The sequence below is a fragment of the Chryseobacterium sp. HNCC26DJ238 genome (assembly GCF_057180465.1).
The window spans coordinates 1-231 of record NZ_JBXUGI010000087.1 but is presented as its reverse complement, the minus strand read 5'-3'; the positions used below and the strand labels follow the sequence as shown (position 1 = coordinate 231).

General features: G+C 37.7%; 1 protein-coding gene. It reads left to right on the top strand.

Translation table 11 applies throughout. The annotated features are described in order from the left end of the window. Window positions 1-231 (top strand): hypothetical protein (locus tag AC2A07_RS19805; RefSeq protein WP_484051815.1); only part of this gene is annotated, 231 nt, incomplete at both ends.

Below are 231 nucleotides of genomic sequence, written 5' to 3'. Positions count from 1 at the left end.
GCTGACGGAGTAAAAGTAAAGAAGCTCTTTGGAGACATAGAAACGAATTATCTTGATGGATTTCAGTATAAGTCAACCAAACCTTCAGAAGGTTCAGATGGAGGATTCGTTGTGATCGATCCTGACGAGATTGCGGTAATGAAACTGAGAATTATTCCTACAGCGGAAGGATATTATGATGTACTGCAAAATCAGTACATATATAATTACACAGATCATCTGGGTAATGTA